General features: G+C 33.7%; 21 protein-coding genes. 3 read left to right on the top strand and 18 right to left on the bottom strand.

Annotated features, from left to right (window positions below; translation table 11 throughout):
- Positions 1 to 11 precede the first annotated feature (11 nt).
- The 3 genes from ACY2U7_RS07785 to ACY2U7_RS07775 form a co-directional block, all read right to left on the bottom strand.
- Positions 12 to 767 (bottom strand): YibE/F family protein, encoded by a 756-nt coding sequence (locus tag ACY2U7_RS07785; RefSeq protein ID WP_461812963.1) that lies wholly within the window; start codon positions 765 to 767, stop codon positions 12 to 14.
- The gene (locus ACY2U7_RS07780) at positions 764 to 1,834 is read right to left on the bottom strand and encodes a YibE/F family protein (protein WP_461812964.1); all 1,071 of its coding nucleotides are present in this window, start codon (positions 1,832 to 1,834) and stop codon (positions 764 to 766) included. Before ACY2U7_RS07780 ends, ACY2U7_RS07785 begins: the two co-directional genes overlap by 4 nt.
- A gap of 82 nt (positions 1,835 to 1,916) precedes the next feature.
- Positions 1,917 to 2,336 (bottom strand): PPC domain-containing DNA-binding protein, encoded by a 420-nt coding sequence (locus ACY2U7_RS07775; RefSeq protein ID WP_461812965.1) that lies wholly within the window; start codon positions 2,334 to 2,336, stop codon positions 1,917 to 1,919.
- Positions 2,337 to 2,552: 216 nt separating this feature from the next.
- Between ACY2U7_RS07775 and tnpA (ACY2U7_RS07770) the strand changes: the two genes are divergently transcribed.
- Positions 2,553 to 2,882 carry an IS200/IS605 family transposase gene (gene tnpA / locus ACY2U7_RS07770; protein WP_461816178.1) on the top strand — a complete coding sequence of 110 codons (330 nt, stop codon included), beginning with the start codon at positions 2,553 to 2,555 and terminating at the stop codon, positions 2,880 to 2,882.
- A 25-nt stretch (positions 2,883 to 2,907) separates the two neighbouring features.
- Here the strand turns inward: tnpA (ACY2U7_RS07770) and ACY2U7_RS07765 are convergent, their stop codons facing one another.
- Positions 2,908 to 3,453: a hypothetical protein gene (locus tag ACY2U7_RS07765; RefSeq protein WP_461816177.1), complete on the bottom strand. Its 546-nt coding sequence runs from the start codon at positions 3,451 to 3,453 to the stop codon at positions 2,908 to 2,910.
- 639 nt (positions 3,454 to 4,092) lie between these two features.
- Here ACY2U7_RS07765 and tnpA (ACY2U7_RS07760) point away from each other — a divergent pair.
- Positions 4,093 to 4,443 carry an IS200/IS605 family transposase gene (gene tnpA / locus ACY2U7_RS07760; protein ID WP_461816176.1) on the top strand — a complete coding sequence of 117 codons (351 nt, stop codon included), beginning with the start codon at positions 4,093 to 4,095 and terminating at the stop codon, positions 4,441 to 4,443.
- A gap of 243 nt (positions 4,444 to 4,686) precedes the next feature.
- On the opposite strand, the gene rpsO is transcribed toward tnpA (ACY2U7_RS07760), so the two are convergent.
- The 14 genes from rpsO to gpr form a co-directional block, all read right to left on the bottom strand.
- Positions 4,687 to 4,953 (bottom strand): 30S ribosomal protein S15, encoded by a 267-nt coding sequence (gene rpsO, locus ACY2U7_RS07755; RefSeq protein ID WP_461810658.1) that lies wholly within the window; start codon positions 4,951 to 4,953, stop codon positions 4,687 to 4,689.
- A 125-nt stretch (positions 4,954 to 5,078) separates the two neighbouring features.
- Positions 5,079 to 5,996 carry a bifunctional riboflavin kinase/FAD synthetase gene (locus ACY2U7_RS07750; protein WP_461812966.1) on the bottom strand — a complete coding sequence of 306 codons (918 nt, stop codon included), beginning with the start codon at positions 5,994 to 5,996 and terminating at the stop codon, positions 5,079 to 5,081.
- 2 nt (positions 5,997 to 5,998) lie between these two features.
- Complete coding sequence (gene truB, locus ACY2U7_RS07745) at positions 5,999 to 6,910, bottom strand: tRNA pseudouridine(55) synthase TruB (protein ID WP_461816175.1); 912 nt, start codon at positions 6,908 to 6,910, stop codon at positions 5,999 to 6,001.
- 10 nt (positions 6,911 to 6,920) lie between these two features.
- A complete protein-coding gene (locus ACY2U7_RS07740; RefSeq protein ID WP_461812968.1) occupies positions 6,921 to 7,868 on the bottom strand; it encodes a DHH family phosphoesterase in 948 nt (315 codons plus the stop codon).
- Between the two features lies 1 nt (position 7,869).
- Positions 7,870 to 8,241, bottom strand: coding sequence for a 30S ribosome-binding factor RbfA (rbfA, locus tag ACY2U7_RS07735; RefSeq protein WP_461812969.1), 372 nt, complete (start codon positions 8,239 to 8,241; stop codon positions 7,870 to 7,872).
- Between the two features lie 24 nt (positions 8,242 to 8,265).
- Complete coding sequence (infB, locus tag ACY2U7_RS07730) at positions 8,266 to 10,776, bottom strand: translation initiation factor IF-2 (protein WP_461812970.1); 2,511 nt, start codon at positions 10,774 to 10,776, stop codon at positions 8,266 to 8,268.
- Between the two features lie 16 nt (positions 10,777 to 10,792).
- Positions 10,793 to 11,116: a L7Ae/L30e/S12e/Gadd45 family ribosomal protein gene (locus ACY2U7_RS07725; RefSeq protein WP_461812971.1), complete on the bottom strand. Its 324-nt coding sequence runs from the start codon at positions 11,114 to 11,116 to the stop codon at positions 10,793 to 10,795.
- On the bottom strand, positions 11,103 to 11,381 hold the full coding sequence (gene rnpM, locus ACY2U7_RS07720) for an RNase P modulator RnpM (RefSeq protein WP_498040798.1): 279 nt from the start codon (positions 11,379 to 11,381) through the stop codon (positions 11,103 to 11,105). The genes ACY2U7_RS07725 and rnpM overlap by 14 nt, the downstream gene beginning before the upstream one ends.
- Positions 11,382 to 11,397: 16 nt before the next feature.
- The gene (gene nusA / locus ACY2U7_RS07715; RefSeq protein WP_461812973.1) at positions 11,398 to 12,504 is read right to left on the bottom strand and encodes a transcription termination factor NusA; all 1,107 of its coding nucleotides are present in this window, start codon (positions 12,502 to 12,504) and stop codon (positions 11,398 to 11,400) included.
- A gap of 18 nt (positions 12,505 to 12,522) precedes the next feature.
- The gene (gene rimP, locus ACY2U7_RS07710; protein WP_461812974.1) at positions 12,523 to 12,990 is read right to left on the bottom strand and encodes a ribosome maturation factor RimP; all 468 of its coding nucleotides are present in this window, start codon (positions 12,988 to 12,990) and stop codon (positions 12,523 to 12,525) included.
- Between the two features lie 150 nt (positions 12,991 to 13,140).
- Positions 13,141 to 15,381, bottom strand: a complete 2,241-nt coding sequence (locus ACY2U7_RS07705; RefSeq protein ID WP_461816174.1) for a DNA gyrase/topoisomerase IV subunit A — start codon at positions 15,379 to 15,381, stop codon at positions 13,141 to 13,143.
- Positions 15,382 to 15,392: 11 nt separating this feature from the next.
- Positions 15,393 to 17,315, bottom strand: a complete 1,923-nt coding sequence (locus ACY2U7_RS07700) for a DNA gyrase/topoisomerase IV subunit B (protein ID WP_461812976.1) — start codon at positions 17,313 to 17,315, stop codon at positions 15,393 to 15,395.
- Positions 17,316 to 17,396: 81 nt separating this feature from the next.
- The gene (gene spoIIP / locus ACY2U7_RS07695) at positions 17,397 to 18,536 is read right to left on the bottom strand and encodes a stage II sporulation protein P (RefSeq protein WP_461816173.1); all 1,140 of its coding nucleotides are present in this window, start codon (positions 18,534 to 18,536) and stop codon (positions 17,397 to 17,399) included.
- 123 nt (positions 18,537 to 18,659) lie between these two features.
- Positions 18,660 to 19,625: a GPR endopeptidase gene (gene gpr / locus ACY2U7_RS07690; protein WP_461816172.1), complete on the bottom strand. Its 966-nt coding sequence runs from the start codon at positions 19,623 to 19,625 to the stop codon at positions 18,660 to 18,662.
- A gap of 181 nt (positions 19,626 to 19,806) precedes the next feature.
- Between gpr and rpsT the strand changes: the two genes are divergently transcribed.
- Positions 19,807 to 20,070 (top strand): 30S ribosomal protein S20, encoded by a 264-nt coding sequence (gene rpsT / locus ACY2U7_RS07685; protein ID WP_461812979.1) that lies wholly within the window; start codon positions 19,807 to 19,809, stop codon positions 20,068 to 20,070.
- Positions 20,071 to 20,131 lie beyond the last annotated feature (61 nt).

Here is a 20,131-nt window from a genome sequence, read left to right as displayed (position 1 = left end):
TTAAGAAACCTTTAAACTTTATTTGCAAGATAATGCGAAACAAAATATGCCGAAACTGGAACAATAAGCAAACAAGTAATGGCCCCAAACAACATAACAGAAAGTTCTTGAAATAGAAATTTAGAATTTACAATTAATTCTAAAGGGAACTTTTCTCTTTTTAAATAAGCAAATAACAAAAGAGATTCTCCTAAATACGCGAATAATAATGTATTTACTGTTGTTCCAATAATTTCTTTTCCAACTTGTATACCAGAACGAAAAAGTTCCTTTTGTGTTAAATTCTTTTTATGGAATGCCACCTCATGTACTGCTGAAGTTACAGAAAGAGCTGTATCAATTGCCGCTCCTAATGCACTTAGTATTGTAACAGAAACTGCTATTTGCATCATACTGATTTCTATATTTACATTGTAATAATACATAACATCTTCTTGTATAGACTGGATTTCATTTAAACCAGCTCCACTATCTTTCCATAAGACAAAATAAATACAAATCGTAATCAAAAACATTACAATAATCACAGACACAAAGGCAGCTTTTGTCTTTACATTCTTTCCATTTTGTCCAAAAAGAGAAATGCAACTAATTGCGATTGTCGCTAAAAACAAAATAAGAAATGGGGAATATCCTCTTGCTAACAAAATAATAGCAAACATCAACGCAACAACATTTCCAGCAAGAGCCATTATAGAAGTTGCGCCTCTCTCTCCACCTACAATAAGTATGAGAACGAACAGTATTATTGCCAAAATTCCTATCATGATATCGCCCCCCTTCTTTTTTTCATTTTCAGCAGAGAAGCCGATACAAAAATAGAAATTGGAATAGCAATAACAATCCCTATACTTTCTATAAGAAACCTACAAATTTCAAATGGAATATTTAGTTTAACTATAGTAAGAAAGGAAATCTCATTGTTCATTCTAATAAGAAATGTAGGAATTAGTCCACAACCAAAGGTAAATAATAAAACACTAATCATCGTCCCCATAATATCATAACCGACCTCTCTTCCAGAGTGAAATAGTTCTTTCCATCGAATCGAAGGTCTTTTTCTTACTAATTCTCCCAATGTAGCCGAAATGGTCGCTGTTACATCCATAATCGCACCTAATCCCGCAAGCATCACTTCCGCTTCAAATAATTCTGAAGGATTATCTAAACTTCCTAAATATTCCATTGATGCATAATCTGTTTCTCCTAAATTATTCATGACAAGATGAAAAATCCCCATAATCACTGCCAAGACACAAAGCGTAGAAAGTATTGATGCCACAGTTCTTTTATTTACTCCGTTTAATAAAAGGAGTGTTCCTATCGAAAAGGCAATTACCATAATATTGCATATTTTCAATATATCTTTTCCATTTAGAAAAAATGCAAACCCAATCATATAAATACTAATATTTACAACTACCGTAAAAATTGTTCGAAGCCCTTGCTTTTTTGTTATAACAAGCAACAATAAAATCATTAGCCCAAGTAGGGCTGCAACTCCTGTATCTCTTTTTAATCCTTTTATATTTCCTGATAGTGCATTTGATTTTTCTCTTATTTCCACAAATACTCTGTCATATTTTTTGTATTTTTGAGAGGTCACTTCTGATTCAGCATATTCATTTTTCAATTGTATTCTTTCTTTTTTATATTCACCATTCAAGACAATTCCTTTTAAAAACTGTCTGTAATGTATTTCTTCTCCCCCTCTTGTTCCCTCTTCTTTTTCTTTTTCCTCCGTTCGAATTTCTGTAATTTTTACTATAGGAGTCTTATACAATCTTGCATCAAAAAAAACGAATAAAATAACTATAACATAAATCAAACACATTATAGATATTACCTTTTTTTCTTTTATTTTTTTTAAAATGATGTTTATATATTTTTTCACTAGAGCACCCCTGTCTATTTGTCTAAAAGTTAAACAAATTTAGTCCTGTATCTCCATCAAATTTTCTATCCACTTGTCCATCAATAATCTGTATAACCATCTCACAAGTAGCACTGACAATCGCTCTATTTAAATGTCCACCAAAAACTTCTCCTCTTTCATTCCCAGCACTTAGATGAAGGTGTGTATAGAACTCACTATTCATTGTGTTAATTGTTCCTATAAGGGAAACGATTTCAAAATCTCCTTGAAAACGATTCGATTTATATTCTTTTTCTTTCGTCTGTAAAGCACCAACTGTAAAATCTTTAATTGCTCCCAATGCCTGTACACTTGCCAATTGTATATTTTCTTCTAAAGCTAATATTTTTACCTGTTCTAATATTTCTTCGTTCTTATCAATTCTTGCGATAATCGTATTTTTTATCCTTCTATATTCCATATTCTTAGCCTCCTAAAACAAATGCCTTTTCATTTTACCACAACAACTAAAAAAAGTCACTTATTCTCCGCTTTCTTTACAAAAAAAGAAGCGGAATACCGCTTCTTTAAATATGAACTTGAGTCTGTTTCGCCCGCTATTGTGTTATACAAAAAAATCACCTTTCCGTGTACAATAAAGTTGTTCAGGCTATATTGTAGAAAGGAAAGGTAATTTATGTCGAAGAAAGAATATTCACTTGCACATACAAAATGGATGTGCAAATATCATATCGTCTTCACACCAAAGTATAGACGAAAAGTAATTTATAATCAATATAAAGTGGACATCAGAGATATTATAAAACAATTATGTAGTTATAAAGATGTTGAAATAATTGAAGACCATCTGATGCCAAATCATATTCATATGTTAGTAAGTATTCCGCCGAAGATAAGCGTATCTTCATTTATGGGATATCTAAAAGGTAAGAGTGCACTTATGATTCGAGCGCCCCTCACTAGAACTAGAACCTATTATTTTTGTTCTTTTCTTTCTAGTTTTTAGGTTTTTATTAAGATTTTCCAAACACTTATACTTCTTCTACATATAAATATTTCCCTTTGACCTCTGATATAACTATCTCTGTTCCTTCCTGCAACTCCTTCTTAGAACACACTTTGACACTTCTCCCGTTGATGGATGCTATTCCATAATTATGTAGGTCTGTGAGGAGTACGCCTTTCTTCATCAAATAATTTTCTTGTAATTTTCTACGCTTTTTTCGTCCCAGTTCTCTTGCCGCAAACATACAGATTGCAACTACAACTGAGATAATCAGCCAACTTATAAACCACTTCGCCATAATAGCAAGCACAACAGTGGCTGTAGTAAAGCTATTGACTACTCCAAGAGTCTGTGTCTTTCCTGTCACAAATTCATCATTGTCTCTGCTTTCCGAATAAGCAACAAAAATAGGTTCTAACATAACTAGACACCATATCCATACAAAAGGTGCTTCAAACCGTTTTGAAAATAAATCTCGGAAAAAATATGCCAAAATTCCAGAACAAATCACCATACCAATGAGGATATAGATATCCTTTTTTCTTTCTTTCCACAACTTTTGATCTTTCATAACATTTCCTCCATTCAAACTATTTTTTAAGAGCCTTTCTTGTTTTAATTGATCGCTTAATTATCTTTCTTTCGCTAAGACTAACAAATGTGTACTTTTTAATGATTTATTAAACTTTTTATAATATCATTATATAATCTTAATGGGTATAAAGCAATGTATTTTTCCGTTTCTAAATTATAATATTATAACAATAAAATAAAAATTTTATTTATTACATAGAAAAATTAACGAGAACAATAAGGACAATGTAGTTTCTTTTGTAGAACATAGAAATGTGCCATATGAAAACAAAACAGAATATAGTATGGTGGCAGAAGAATTATTATAGAAAATCAGCTTAAAGAAACTGATCATGATCATTTAGGAAAGTTGATTACATATACATCTGGTAAAGATGCTGACTTGGTCATATGGCTGGTAAGAAAAGCTAGACAGGAACACAGGGCAGCAATTGAGTGGCTTAATAATCACACAGACGAGGGTGTATGATTTATCCTTTGCGAGATCAAATAAATTCGTAAAGAATATATGAGAGAAAGTGAAGCATAGTGAGTATTGGTGAAGCTGTGGAGAAATTTGGGGATTGAATGTTTATGATAGTTTGTAGAGCATCTGACAAAAAAGGAAAGGTAATTTATGTCGAAGAAAGAATATTCACTCGCACATACAAAATGGATGTGCAAATATCATATCATCTTCACACCAAAATATAGACGAAAAGTAATTTACAATCAATATAAAGTGAACATCAGAGATATTATAAAACAATTATGTAGTTATAATAAAGGTGTTGAAATAATTGAAGACCATCTAATGCCAAATCATATTCATATGTTAGTAAGTATTCCGCTGAAGATAACGGAGGGATATTATGTTAGTACAGTCGGATTAAATGAGGCAACAATAAAAAATATATTCAAAAAACAGGAAAAGCATGATATTGCAATGGATAAATTAAGTGCAAAAAAATATGAAGACCCTTTTTAGGGGGAATGCCCAGTAGTAACACTACCCCTTAAGGAGTAGCAACGAGCCAAGAGCAATATAGCTTGAACGGAGGTGTGGGAAGGCTGTGTAAACAGAATCCCCATAGCCGAAAGAAAAAGCCAGCGCCTTGCGACGCTGACCTAGTAACAAGGGCTTATAGCCCTAGAACAAACCACCCGTTGGACGGGTGGTCATGATTTGTTGTGTTGTGTGTCTATATGTTTTCCAATAATTTGGTTTAGATTATTTTCTTAATCCTAATCTTTCAATTAAAGAACGATATCTTTCAATATCTGTTTTCTTTAAATAAGCAAGTAATCCTCTTCTCTGACCTACCATTTTAAGAAGTCCTCTTCTTGAGTGGTGATCTTTTGGATTCACTTTGAAGTGTTCTGTTAATTCGTTAATTCTTGCTGTTAAAATAGCTACCTGAACTTCTGGTGAACCTGTATCTCCTTCTGTTCTGCCATATTCAGCGATGATTGCTTGTTTTTTGTCTTTTGCTATCATTGACTTAATTCCTCCTATTTTTCTAATTTAACGCCTAATATTAAGTAAAGGTTGGAGTTTCCATTTACTGAACATCGGCTTATTTCATACTTGATTAGTATAACATATTTATTTCTATATGTAAACTATTTTTTTAAGATTACTTCTGCTTCTTGAATATCTAAACACATCTGCTCTTTTAATTCCGCTACTGAAGGAAAGACCTTTTCTCTACGGATAAATTTATATAATTCAACTTGAATTTCTTTTCCATATGCATTTCCAGTATAATCAAACAAAAATGTTTCTACCAAGTTCACGCCTTTATCCGAAACTGTCGGTTTACATCCAACATTGCTTATCCCTTTATATTTTTTTCCTTCTAAAATCACGCTACTTGCATATACCCCATTTGGAACAAGAAGTTTTTCTTTAACAGGAATGATATTCATTGTCGGAAAACCTATCTTTCTTCCTAATTGTTCCCCAAATTCAACTATCCCGTCTATTGTGTACGGATACCCTAAAAGTTCTTGAACCCTTTCCATATGTCCTTTTCGAACCTCTTCTTTAATAAAAGTACTACTTATTTCTCGTCCTGCATACTTTTCTTTTTCTATTACAATAAGCTTATATCCATACTTCTGTTGATATTTTTCTAATAAATTAATATCGCCCTTCTTTTGATATCCAAAGCGAAAATCCGTACCTACAACTACATACTTTGCATGAAATTTTCTTATTAATATTTCCTCGATAAACGTTTCTGCTTCCATTGTATAAATTTGTTCCACAAAGGGACATTCAACCAAATAATCTACTCTATTTTCCAAATGCAAACATTTTTCTTTTTTCGTCATTAGTATATGTTTTTGCTTCCCCATCTCCTCAAAAAAAGGAAGCATATCAAATGAAAAAACAACGCTTTTTATTTGTTCATCTGCATATTTCTCCACTTGTTCAATCAACTTCTGATGCCCTTTATGCAAACCATCAAATTTTCCTAATGTAATCGCAGTAGGATTTGTACAAGTATAATTTTCTATCCCTCTTATATACTGCATATCTATTCACCTTTATCAAAAAACATTTTAACAAGTTTAAACATTTCTTTTTCTTCATTATAAACAAAAATTGCGATAAATTTATCTTGATCATCATACACTCTTACGAGTTCCCCTTCTGACAATTCCTCGATTGTTTCCACCTGTCTTCTAAAAAACGGATTGCCATTATACACAAGCGAAGCAGCTTTCCCTTGAACGACTATTTTCTTGTACTGCAAAAACATCTTATCTATCGGAACAAGAATTTCTTTTAACCTATTTTCATCTTGAAACTGTGCAATCTGTCCTAAAGAAAAACTATCCTCTATACGAAAAGAACTAACTCTTGTTCGAATCAAATTTTCCATGCAACCTCCACATTGCAGTTTCTGCCCTATATCATGGCACAATGTTCTTATATAAGTCCCTTTAGAACAAGTAACTTCCATTTTTACTCTTGGCAAATCTATTTCCTTTATATGTATTTTATAGATCTGTACTTGTCTTGCTTTTCTTTCTATTTCTATTCCTTGTCTCGCAAGCTCATACAATTTTTTTCCATTCACTTTTAGTGCTGAATACATCGGTGGAATTTGCTCATATACTCCAACAAATTTCTCAATAACTTCTCTTACTTGTTCTTCCATTAAATAGTCTGTATTTTTTCTTTCAAGTACACTTCCGCTTATGTCTTGAGTATCCGTTACTTGTCCCAACAATAATACTGTTTCATATGTTTTATTTTTGTCTGTTAACATATCGCAAAGTTTTGTCGCTTTCCCTAGGCATACTGGAAGAACACCCGTTGCGTCTGGATCAAGTGTTCCTGTATGACCTATTTTTTTCTGTCCCACAATTCCTCTTAACTTTGCAACAACATCATGAGACGTATAGCCTTTTTCTTTATATACATTTAAAACACCATGTATCATATTTATGCTCCTATTTTTTCTGCAATTGTAATTCTATCTGCTTTGCAATATTGTTAATTACATCATGGGCTGTTCCTCTTAAAGTAAGACCTGCTGCCTTTCTATGTCCTCCGCCACCAAAATATCCTGCCACTTTGCTTACATCAACAGTATCGTCCGACCGAAGGCTGATTTTAAATTCATGTGGTTGCAACTCATACAAGAATACAGCAACATTTACTCCACTTGTCAATCTTAGCTGGCTTACAATTCCTTCTAAGTCTTTTGAAGTAGCACCATAAAAATCCATGATTTTTTTATCAATCACTGACACAATACACTTTCTCTCCATAAATAAAACACTTTCAAGAAGAGCTCTTCCTAAAATTTGATTCTGCACATATGTTTTTTCATAATATGTGTCATGAATAATTTTTGAATAATCAATTCCTTTTGCCATTAATTTTGACGCTACTATCATTGTCTCTGGAGATGTGCACGAATACTGAAATACACCTGTATCATGCACAATTCCTAAATATAAACACTCCGCAATTTGCTTTGTAATTTTTTCTTCTTCCATAAGTTCAAATACTAATTCGCAAGTAGAACTAGCGTCCGGCTTAATATAATTATTTTTTCCAAAAGAAGAATTACTCACATGATGATCTACACAAAATGTTTCTCTTGCATTTTTAAATAATGGAGCCGAAAATCCCAAACGTCCTTCATCACCACAATCAAGTGAAATAAATAAATCATATGTTGTATCTTTAATTTCATGAGAAATTTTTTGAGTCGCCTCAATAAATCGAAAACTGTTTGGTATTTCTTCTAAGTAAACATCTACCCGTATTTCCGGATACCATGTACATATATATTGATACATTGCCATACAAGACCCAACACAATCTCCATCGGGTCTCATATGTCCTCCTATTGCCACAGACTTTGCTTTTGCTAAAGTTTTCTGCAACACTCTATTCACCTTCTTCTTTTATATCTTTTGTCACATCATCAATTTTTTTCGACATCGCTACACCATAAGCGATCGATTGATCTAATACAAATTTAATTTCAGGTGTATTTCTCATATTCAAATTATGGGCCAATTCCCTTCTAATATATCCTTCAGCACTTTGTAATCCTTTTAATGTATCTTCCTGTGCTTTTTCATCACCAAATACACTAATATATGCTTTGCATGTTTTTAAATCGGGAGCAACTTCTACTGCAACAACTGAAGTCATTGGTGCAACTCGAGGATCTTTTATTCCTCCTCTTACAATATTGCTTAATTCTCTTTGCACTTCCATATTGACTCTTGTATTTTTAATACTATTTTTTCTCAATTTTACTCCTCCAATCTTCAAGAATTATCTTGGAATTTCAACCATTTTGTACGCTTCTACTTGATCGCCTTCTTTTACATCATTAAATTTCTCAAATACAAATCCACATTCATATCCTGCTTTTACTTCTTTTACATCATCTTTGAATCTCTTTAAAGATGCTAAAGCACCATCAAAAATAACTACGCCATCACGAACAACCCTAGCTGAACAATTTCTTTCAAATATACCATCAAGTACATAGGAACCTGCAATTGTACCCACACCTGAAGCCTTAAATGTCTGACGAACTTCTGCATGGCCAAGTACTTTTTCTTCGAATACAGGATCTAACATACCTTTCATTGCCGCTTCTACATCTTCAATAGCATTGTAGATTACACGATACAATCTTAAGTCTACTCCTTCTCGTTCCGCAATTTCTTTTGCAGTTGCATCAGGTCGAACATTAAATCCTATGATAATCGCATTGGATGCCGATGCTAAAGTAACATCTGATTCATTAATCGCACCTACACCACCATGAATGATTTTAATGACAACTTCATCGTTTGAAAGTTTTACAAGACTTTGTTTTACAGCCTCTACAGATCCTTGTACATCTGCTTTAACGATAATTCCAAGTTCTTTTAAATTGCCCGCCTGAATCTGTGTAAACAAATCATCTAATGACATTTTTGATTTTGTTTCCTCAAGCATTTTTACTCTTCCTTGAGAAATAAATGTTTCTGCAAAGTTACGTGCTTCTTTATCATTTGCACATCCAACAAATACTTCTCCGGCATTTGGAACATCATTTAACCCTAAAATTTCTACTGGTGTAGATGGACCTGCTTCTTTTACACGTCTTCCTTTATCATCAATCATTGCTCTGACACGACCATGTGCTGAACCTGCTGCAATCGCATCCCCAACATGTAATGTACCTTTCTGTACAAGAACAGTAGCAACAGAACCTTTTCCTTTATCTAATTCAGCCTCAATAACAAGACCTCTTGCTTGTCTATTCGGATTTGCTTTTAACTCTAACACTTCTGCTGTTAAAAGAATCATTTCCATTAAATCTTCAAGACCTTCTCCTGTTTTAGCAGATACTGGAACAAAAATTGTACTTCCACCCCAATCTTCTGCGATCAATTCATATTCTGTTAATTCCTGCTTAACTCTTTCAATATTAGCGCTTGGTTTATCAATTTTATTTACAGCTACAATAATTTCAATTCCAGCAGCTTTCGCATGACTAATCGCTTCAACTGTTTGTGGCATCACACCGTCATCTGCCGCTACAACTAATATTGCGATATCTGTTGATTGAGCACCTCTAAGACGCATTGCTGTAAACGCTTCATGTCCAGGAGTATCTAAGAATGTAATTCTTTCCCCATTTACATTTGCAACATATGCACCAATATGCTGTGTAATTCCACCAGCTTCTCGATCAATTACATTTGTATTACGGATCGCATCAAGAAGAGAAGTCTTTCCATGGTCAACGTGTCCCATAACACATACAACTGGAGGACGTTTTTCCATTTTTGTTTCATCTTCTTCATCTTCTTTTAATAATTCCTCAATAACATCTACGACTTCTTCTTTTTCACAAAGGACTTCAAATTCCATTGCAATTTCTTCTGCCGTTTCAAAATCCACTTCCTGATTTACTGTTACAATTTTCCCTTGCATAAATAATTTCTTAACAATTGCAGAAGGCTGAATTTTCATTTTATCAGCCAATTCTTTAATCGTAAGTACTTCTGGGATTGTAATCATTGTAATTTTTTCTTCCACTTTTTCTTCTACTTTTGGCTGTGGTTTCTGTGGTTGTGGTGCTGGTTTTCCTTTTTTTGTCTGTTTTACTTTTCTTTCTTCCCTGTCATCTTGACGATAATCTTTCTTCTTATAGGCATCTTTATCTTTTGCTTTCTGACGCTGTGGTTTTTGTTCTGGAAGTACAGGTGCTGGAATAGATGGTGTACGTTTATCATTTCTTCTGTTATCATCGCGTCTATCATCTCTTCGATCGTCTCTTCGCTGCGAATTATTAAAGTTTGAGCGCCCATTTTGATTATTATTTTGTCTTCCGCTTTGATTATTATTTCTTCTTCCGTCTTGATTATTGTTTTTTCGTTCACCATTTTGGTTATTATTTTGGTATCTTCCACCTTGATTATTATTCTGTCTTTTTCCTTGGTTATTATTTTGTCTTGTATTATTTTGACCGTTATTCATTTGCTTTGTATTACCTTGATTATTATTATTTTGATTTTGTTTATGATTGTTCTGTTTTTGTCTACTGTTCTGTTTACCATTCTGAGGTCTAAACACTTGCACAATATTCTTTTTCTTTTGCGCATCTTCTCCATCAGATTTTGCGACATTATCTGTCATTGCGCCTTTTACCATCTGAACCTGTTCATCTGATAAAGAACTCATATGATTTTTAACCTCAATATCTTTTGACTTTAAAAAGTCAAGTAATTCTTTATTTGATTTATTTAACTCTTTTGCTAATTCATATACTCTTGATTTAGACATGTTTTCGCTACCTCCTCTATGCAATTATATTCTTTTCAGCTTCCAAATACTTCATGATTTCCTTTGCAAAACCACTGTCTAACACTGCCAGTGATGCGCGAAATTCTTTTCCCATTGCATGCCCTAAGGTATCCTTATTCCCGTAAAAACAAATTGGGACTTCATAAAAATCACACATATTTTCAAATTTCTTCTTTGTATTGTCAGACGCATCATTTGCAACAATGACCAGGCATGCTTTTCCTGACTTCGTCTCCTTTTCAGTCGCAAATTCCCCGCTTACTGTTCTTCCCGCTCTTGTGGCTAAACCGATAATAGATAATACTTTACTTTGTTTCAAGTGTTTCCATCTCCTTTTCCAAAATCGCGTAAACTTCCTTTGGAATAGCCTGTTTAAAAGAACGTTCCAAACCTTTATTCTTAACTGCTTTTTCCAAACATTCTTTTGATTGGCATAAATAAGCCCCTCTACCGTTCTTCTTTCCAGTTACATCTAATAAAAATTCATTTTCTGAAGTTTTCAAAACACGAATCATTTCTTTTTTGCTCTTCATCTCTCCGCACCCTACACACTTTCGCATAGGTATTTTCTTTACACCACTCAAATACTCACTTCCTATTTTACTCTTCTACAATTTCTTCTGCTTCTTCTACTACTTGTGTATTCATATAATCTTTCGGAAGTTCTCCCGATTCGATTGCCTGTGTTTCATTTTTAATATCAATCTTATATCCTGTTAAGCGTGCTGCAAGACGTGCATTCTGTCCTTCTTTTCCAATTGCTAATGACAACTGATAATCCGGAACAATTACACTTGCTGTTTTTTCATCTGGATCTGCCATAACAGAAATAACTTTTGCTGGACTAAGGGCATTTTCAATTAAAATTGCAGGATTTTCACTCCAGTTAATAATATCAATTTTTTCTCCTCGCAATTCGTTTACAATGGCATTTACTCTTGCTCCATTCATACCAACACATGCTCCAACTGGATCCACGTCAGGATCATTTGACCACACAGCAATTTTAGAACGAGATCCTGCTTCTCTTGCAATGCTCTTAATTTCAACTGTTCCATCCTTTACTTCGGCAACTTCTGATTCAAATAAACGTTTTACTAGTTCAGGATGTGTACGTGAAACTAAAATCTTAGGTCCTTTAGTTGTATTTTTCACTTCAACAACATATAATTTAATTCTTTCTGTTGGTTTAAACACTTCACCCTTTACTTGTTCATTTTCTGTAAGCATTGCATCTGCTTTTCCTAAATTGATACTTACATTTTTGCCCACATAACGCTGTACAATACCTGTCACAATATCTTTTTCTTTTTCAAAATACTGATCATAAACTACTTTTCTTTCTTCTTCACGAATCTTTTGTAAAATTAGATTTTTTGCATTTTGTGTCGCAATACGCCCAAATTCTTTTGATTCTACTGGAATCTGTACAACATCCCCTAATTCAAATTTACTGTCAATCATTTTTGCATTTGCAAGACTAATTTCCATTACATCATCTTCAACTTCTTCTACAACTGTTTTTTCTGCAAATACAGAGTAATCACAAGTTTCACGATTCATAATTACTTTAATATTATCTGCTTTCCCAAAATGATTTTTGCAAGCATTAATCAATGAGTTCTCAATTGCATCCAATAATGTTTCTTTACTAATATCTTTCTCCTGTTCAAGAATAGTTAATGCTTCTAATAATTCTGTATTCATTTCTATTTCCTCCCTATTTTAAAAATCAAATGCCAACCGAATTAAGGCAATATCATTTTTTTCAAATATCCTTTCCGAACCATCTTCCATTTCAATTGTTACCGTATCCTTATCATACCCTTTTAAAATTCCAACAAATTCTTTTTGGCGTTCAATAGCACGATACGTTCTTATCTCAACTTCTTCTCCCATGCTTCTTACAAAATCTTTTTCCTTTTTCAAAGGTCTTCCAAGTCCAGGGGAACTCACTTCAAAAATATACGTATCCTCAATATAATCTTTCTCATCAAGAATATCTGAAAAAGCTCTACTTACCACTTCACAATCATCCACCGCAATTCCTCCCGGCTTATCAATATATGCTCTAAGATACCACGTACCTCCCTCTTTCACATATTCTACATCTACTAATTCAAATCCATGTTCTTCTACTATTGGCAACAAAAGTTCTTCTGTTTTTTGTTCGTATACCTCTTTTTTTGACACACTAACCTTCCTTTCTTCTAAAATAACTCTGCCATTATACACACTGCAACAAAGAAGAGTGAACTTTGCGTCCACTCTTCTGTCAATTTCTTATGTAACTATGTTATAGTATAACACTGCTTTCTTATAAAAGCAAGAGGGGATTTCATACTATCCTCTCGCCTTTGTTCCCATTCCATCTCGTTTTGCAAGTTTTAGTCTATTCAATGTAACTTCTTTTTCTTTATAAGGAACTTTTGCCTCTGTTCCTTCTTCAAAAAGATACACCTTTTCCAAAACATCTTTCTTCTGTAGTTTAATTCCTCGAACTCCAATAGCTCCTTTTTTCTTCTCAGCAACTTCTTCTGCCAAGAAACGAAGGAAGTAACCATCTTCTGTCTGCAAGACAATATTTTGATTTTTATTTATAGGTTGTATAGATATCAATTCATCCTCTTCTTGTAACTTTGTTGCAGTAATTGTTCGTTTTGCAACAACAAATTCCGATCCATCTACTTGTTTTATCATTCCATATTTTGTTGCAAATAACATTTTCGCCGTATGTAACTGTTCTTCGTCACAAAGATAAACAATATTTTCTTCTGTGCTATCATAATTACTCAAGTTATCCACCGGCGTCCCTTTATCTCTAAATTTTCCAAAAGGAATATCCAGCACTTTCACTTGATGCATCTTGCCTATATTGGTGAACAAGCAGATCTTACTTGTATTTTTACAAAATATAATATGCTTATTTTCCCCATTTGCAGACTCTTTATTCCTTTCATAAGTCGCCGTATCTATCGTTCTTATATAACCAAAACGATCCATCAAAATAACTACGTCCTGTTCTTCAATCTTCTTTTCTTCATAAATTGCTTCCTCTGCATTTTCAACCACTGTTCGACGTTTTTTTCCATACATCTTCTTATAATAATCTAATTCTTCAATGATCACTTCTGCCATAGACTCATAATTATTTAAGATATCTTCATAACGCAAGATATTTTCCATCGTTTCCTTATATGTTTTCTTCAACGCTTCTATTTCAAGTCCAATAAGTTTATACAACCGCATTTCCAAAATAGCTGTAGCTTGACGCTCTGTAAATCTTAACATAGCCGCCATATCTTTAGAATCTTCTGACTTAAATGTAATGTTATCTGTAATCCCACTCATCAAACAAGCTTTAACATCTTTAATTGACTTGCTTCCTCTTAAAATTTCTATAATCAAATCAATAACATCACACGCTTTAATCAAACCTTCTTGAATTTCCTTTTTTTCCAACTCTTTTCCAAGAAGATTCTTATACTTTCTTGTAGCAAGTTCAAATTGAAAGTCAACATGATGTTCAATAATTTTTTTCAATCCCATCGTTTCTGGTTTCCCGTCAGAAACAGCAAGCATATTTACACCAAAAGTATCTTCTAACCGCGTTTTCTTATACAGCATATTTTTCAGATTTTCTACATCTGTATCCTTTTTTAATTCTAAAACAATTCGAATTCCTTCCTTCGAGGATTGATTAGAAATATCTACTATATCGCTTGTCTTTTTCGTTTCCACGAGAGCCGCCACATCATTTAAAAACTTTCCAATTCCGGTACCAATCATTGTATACGGAATTTCTGAAATAACAAGTTTCTTTTTCCCTCCTCGTCCTTCCTCAACTTCTACTTTTCCTCGTAGTTTGATTTTCCCTGTACCCGTTTCATATATCGAAAGCAAATCATCTTTATTAACAACAATAGCTCCTGTTGGAAAATCTGGTCCTTTGACATACTTCATTAATTGTTTTGTAGTAATCTCGTTATTTTTCATATATGCCTTCACAGCATCGATAACTTCTCCTAAATTATGCGTAGGAATACTTGTTGCCATACCAACTGCAATTCCTTCTGCACCATTTATCAAAAGATTGGGTACACGAACAGGCAACACTTCTGGTTCTTTCTCAGTTTCATCAAAATTCGGCACAAAGTCCACAATGTCTTTATCCAAATCCGAAAGGTACACTTCTTGCGTGATGCGTGCCAATCGTGCTTCTGTATAACGCATCGCCGCCGCACCATCACCTTCGATTGATCCAAAATTTCCATGTCCATCTACAAGAGGCATCCCTTTTTTAAAATCCTGCGCCATAACAACTAGCGATTCATAAATGGAACTATCTCCGTGAGGATGATATTTTCCCATTGTATCTCCTACAATACGGGCAGATTTACGATATGGTTTATCATATTTTATTCCTAATTCATACATATCATACAACGTTCTTCTTTGTACCGGTTTCAAACCATCTCTTACATCCGGAAGAGCTCTAGCAACAATAACACTCATTGCATAATCAATATATGATTTTTTCATTACTTCCGAGTATTCGGTCCTTATCAATTGTGATTCCTGCATATTTACCTCCATTATATATCTAATTCAGCTTCCCTTGCATTTTCATAAATAAACGCCCGTCTTGGCGGAACTTCTGTTCCCATAAGCATTTCTGTTACGCTAGATGCCATTCTTGCGTCCTCTATTTCAATGAGTTTTAGCATTCTTGTTTCTGGATTTAATGTTGTATCCCATAATTGTTCCGCATCCATTTCTCCCAAACCCTTATATCTTTGTAAGGTGTATGTACCTTTATGATTTTTTCTGTATTTCTCTAAAGCTTGATCGTCATAAAGATATTCTTCCTCGCCTTTTTTTGTCGTCGCTTTATAAAGTGGGGGCATAGCAATATACACATGACCTTCAAAAATGAGTTCTGGCATAAACCGATAAAATAGCGTCAATAATAGTGTAGAAATATGCGCTCCATCTACATCAGCATCCGCCATAATAATAATTTTGTTATATCGCAATTTTGAAATGTCGAAATCATTTCCATATCCTTCAGAAAACCCACATCCAAAAGCATTAATCATTGTTTTAATTTCTGCATTTGCCAGCACTTTATCTATACTTGCTTTTTCAACATTCAAAATTTTTCCACGAATTGGCAAAATTGCTTGAAACTGACGATTCCTTGCCGTCTTTGCCGAACCACCGGCAGAATCCCCTTCCACAATAAAAATTTCACACTTACTGGCATCTCTGCTTTCACAATTCGCTAATTTACCATTGCTATCAAAAGAATACTTTTGCTTTGTCAATAGATTCGTTTTTGCTTTCTCTTCTGTTTTTCTAATCTTTGCTGCTTTCTCCGCACATGAAAGTACTTTTTTCAATGTATCTAAGTTCTTATCGAAGAATCTAGTAATTTCATCATTCGTTACTTTACTTGCCGATTTTCCGGCATCTTGATTATCTAATTTTGTCTTTGTCTGTCCTTCAAACCTTGGGTCTGGATGTTTTATCGATACAATCGCCGTCATTCCATTTCGTATATCCGCTCCAGTAAAATTAGGATCTTTTTCTTTTAGCAAACCTATTTCTCTTGCATACTGATTCATCACCATCGTAAAAGTGGACTTAAATCCTGTCAAATGCGTTCCACCTTCTGCATTATAAATATTATTGCAAAATCCAAGTACATTTTCATGAAATTCATTTACATACTGAAAAGCCACTTCAACTTCTATTCCATCCGCTTCTCCTTTGAAATACACCGGCTCATGTACTGTTTCTTTCTTTTTATTCAAATCTGCTATAAATCCAAGAATCCCATCAGGTTCATGATATTCGACACGCTCTATCTCCGCTGCACGCTTATCTTCAAAAACAATCGTCAATGTTGGATTTAAATATGCTGTTTCATGTAATCTACTTTTAATTTCTTCCGCTTTAAATCTCGTTTTTTCAAAAATTGTATCATCAGGAAGAAAATTTACAGTTGTCCCTGTTTTTCTTGTTTTTGCAATAATCGGAAGAAGTCCATCTTCTAACTCAATTGTTGGAATTCCACGTTCGTAATGATCATGATGAACTGCCCCTTCCCTACTTATCTTTACATCCATATAGGTCGAAAGTGCGTTTACGACAGAAGATCCAACCCCATGTAAACCACCACTTGTTTTATAAGCAGAATCATCAAATTTTCCACCTGCATGAAGTGTCGTATACACAATACGTGCAGCAGATACACCCTTTTGATGCAGTCCAACTGGAACTCCTCTTCCATTATCACTAACGGTTGCTGATCCATCTTTTTCCAAAGTCACTTCTATACGATTACAAAATCCAGCCAAATGCTCATCAACCGCATTATCCACAATTTCATATACCAAATGATTCAATCCTTTTGTAGATACACTTCCAATATACATTCCTGGTCTTACACGAACAGCTTCTAGCCCTTCTAGTATTGATATGCTATCTGCATCATATGTATTTTTCTTTGCCATTTATACGCATTCCTTTCCTATCTACCTTTTGCCCTTAAGAGCAAAATTCGCCAAATTATCATTAGTGTATCACAAAAAACTTTACCCTACAACCGCATTTAAAATTTCCGCAAGATAATTCATCGAATTCATAATCTCTGCCACTGTGTTCGTTTGTGCACCACCTTCGATCAAGAGTGTTTTAGGCTTCATATGCATATTATATCGATATCCTTTTAAATAAATATTTCTTGTCAATCCAGGATACCTTTTCTCCGCTTCTATCTTCATCTGCAATGACAATGCAAGATTGTCTTGTATATAAGGATTTTGTAAAACAGTTAATTTCCCATTTGTTCTTGTCCTACTCATTCCATTAAAAAACATTAGTTTTGCAGCAGGCTTTCCATTCACTTCTGTTACTAATCTAGTATTTTCTCCCACCCCATCTCGATGCAGGTCAATCACCATCTCAATACTTGGATTATCATTTAGAATTTTTTGAATATTTCCCTTTGCTCTTTCGTACGCTCGTGTTCTATCTATTTTTCCATCTTTCATATCATAAATTCCTTCATGATGCAATGTTTCAATTCCATATTTTTCATTTAATAATTTTGCCAAGTATCTTCCTACACCTACAACAGTGGTATTTGCATCTCCTGGTATAGAATCCGCAAACGCTTCCTGTGAATGTGTATGATAGAGTAAAATTTTAGGTCCTTTTTTATTTTTATTCAATTTTAAATTCTTACTTAGTAATTGTTCCGCTTGCAAATCTTCTGCATTTACAAAAGTGGAACTATCTACTGTATAAAAATGACTTCGCAAATATTCAAAATCCTTCAGCTTATCTACAGATAAGTCCATCTTACTTTTATTTATAGGTTGTGCTTCTTTTTTTACTTGTTCTTGTATATGTTCATCTTCTTTTTTTACTAATTTCCCATTTTCATCCACTTCATTCTCATCTTCAGCCTGTTTTGCCAAAATCATTTCATACGTCATTTCATCTTCCACTTCAGCCTCACAAGTCGCTTTCCCATTTATGTAGCTGCCAAGAGGCAGCATCTCCATCGCCCGATTGGTAACCCATTCTTGCAAATTCTTTTTTTCTTTATTTACATAAGCCAAATTACTCATAAATGTATTTTCAGCCTCTCTTTGCAAAACAGTATTCATCTCTTCTTTTAAATCATCTGCAATTCTAATACCTCCATTATATAAAACATATCCTCCCATACACAGTATTACACCTTGTAGAAACACTTTTATTACATTTTTTCTAACCCTCAAATTTTCTCCCACCTTTCAAACAATATTCAATCAAATATTTACCAATATATGAAAAACATTTCATTTTTATTACGCCTGTCCAGTGGAAAACAAAATATTAAGTGCCTCCGAAATAGTATAACTAATTCTTTTCATCGTTTCATCTATATCTTTTGGTGTAACAAACATACCATTTAAATGTGGCGAAATTAATTCTCTAATCAATTCGTATTTTTCTGCCGCATTATATCCTTGCAACACTACACCCACACCTTTTAACATTTCAGAACTTTCAAGTGCTACCAAAAAATTTTCCATTGTATCATTCACGATAGTCGCAGCATCTACAACTGTAGGAACACCTATAGCAATAACTGGAATTCCTACTGTTTCTTTTGTAATACCACCTCTATTATTCCCAACACCGGCGCCAGGATGTATTCCTGTATCTGCTATTTGTATTGTACGATTCAAACGTTTTGTACTTCTAGCCGCTAGTGCGTCTATCGCAATAAGAAAATCTGGTTTTGTTTCCTTTACAATCCCATTTACAATTTCCATTGTCTCCATCCCCGTTTTTCCCATTACACCTGGCACAATGGCGCTCACCATATGAATATTCTTTTCACCCATTGCATATTTCCCATATTCTTTAATGATATGACGCGTAACTATGAGATTATCCGCAACATAGGGACCTAACGCATCCGGCGTTACTTCTCTATTCCCAAGGCCAATCACAAGTACATTATATTCTTTCTTTTTTTCTTTTATTAATTCTTCTATTAATTGCGCTAATTTTTCAGAAATTTCTCTATGATAATCCTCATCAGGCACTATAAGATTTGGTACTTCTAATGTAATATAGGTCCCAACAGGTTTTCCCATGGTTTTTGCTCCATTTTCTGTCTCAACCATTACCCTGGTTACTTTTATCTCTCGTTCTTTGTCATATTCTTCTTCCAAAACAACTCCTTGTACTTCTATATTATCTGCCTCAAATCTTTCTTTTTCTTCTAACGCTAAATCTGTTCTTATTGCATATTTTTCAACCATTACATACCTCTTTCATTATATTTTTTCCTTTTATTCATATGTTTTACACTTTTTTCAGAAATATGTATTGACAAGCACAGTTAATTAGCCTACAATAAATGAGTATGTTTCATTAGAACGTTCCGTGTCCGGCTCTAATGAAAGAATAATTGAAAATTCACATAATTTGGAGGTGTTCAGATTGGCTAATATTAAATCTGCTAAAAAAAGAATCTTAGTAAACGAGACAAGAGCTGCTAGAAATAAAGCAATTAAATCTAAAGTGAAAACTTGTATTAAAAAAGTTGAAGCTGCTGTTGCTGCTAACGATAAAGCAGCTGCTACAGAAGCATTAAAAGTTGCTATCGTTGAAATTAACAAAGCAGGAAGCAAAGGTGTTTATCACAAAAATACTACTGCAAGAAAAGTTTCTCGTTTAACAAAAGCAGTTAACGGGATTATGTAATCAGTTAGTTGAATAAATATAAGGGATTGTACCAATTGGACAATCCCTTTTTTATATCTAT

The sequence above is a fragment of the Faecalimonas sp. genome (assembly GCA_029264305.1).
Taxonomy (GTDB): Bacteria; Bacillota; Clostridia; order Lachnospirales; family Lachnospiraceae; genus Faecalimonas.
This window is presented reverse-complemented; position numbering and strand designations above follow the sequence as displayed.